The sequence below is a fragment of the Dellaglioa sp. CoH-57-MRSF-19 genome (assembly GCF_056781975.1).
The window spans coordinates 1-290 of sequence record NZ_JBXAXW010000243.1 but is presented as its reverse complement, the minus strand read 5'-3'; the positions used below and the strand labels follow the sequence as shown (position 1 = coordinate 290).

General features: G+C 54.8%; 1 protein-coding gene. It reads left to right on the top strand.

Going from position 1 to position 290, the window contains the following annotated elements:
- A partial coding sequence (locus AC1RO3_RS09090; protein WP_481764096.1) for a hypothetical protein occupies positions 1–214 on the top strand: 214 nt, incomplete at its 5' end.
- Positions 215–290: the final 76 nt, after the last annotated feature.

Here is a 290-nt window from a genome sequence, read left to right as displayed (position 1 = left end):
ACGTCGGGACGAATGGCCGTTTGCCGCGTTCGGTCATGACCTGTATTTGACGACTCAGGGCCATGGGGTCGGTTTCTGGGACCGCGTGGAACTGGAACCCGGTAGCATCGGCGCGAAGCTCACGAACGCCTGTGATTATCTGGAACAGCGCGGTAAGCCGTGGATTTTTGACGTAGACTTTGACGCAGAACGCGGCCGCGTGATTTTCTATTAAAAAGTTTTCCGGGGTGTTGACGCGCGGCACGTCGATACCCCATAATCGAGCTACTGACTTTTAACCAAAAGGAACC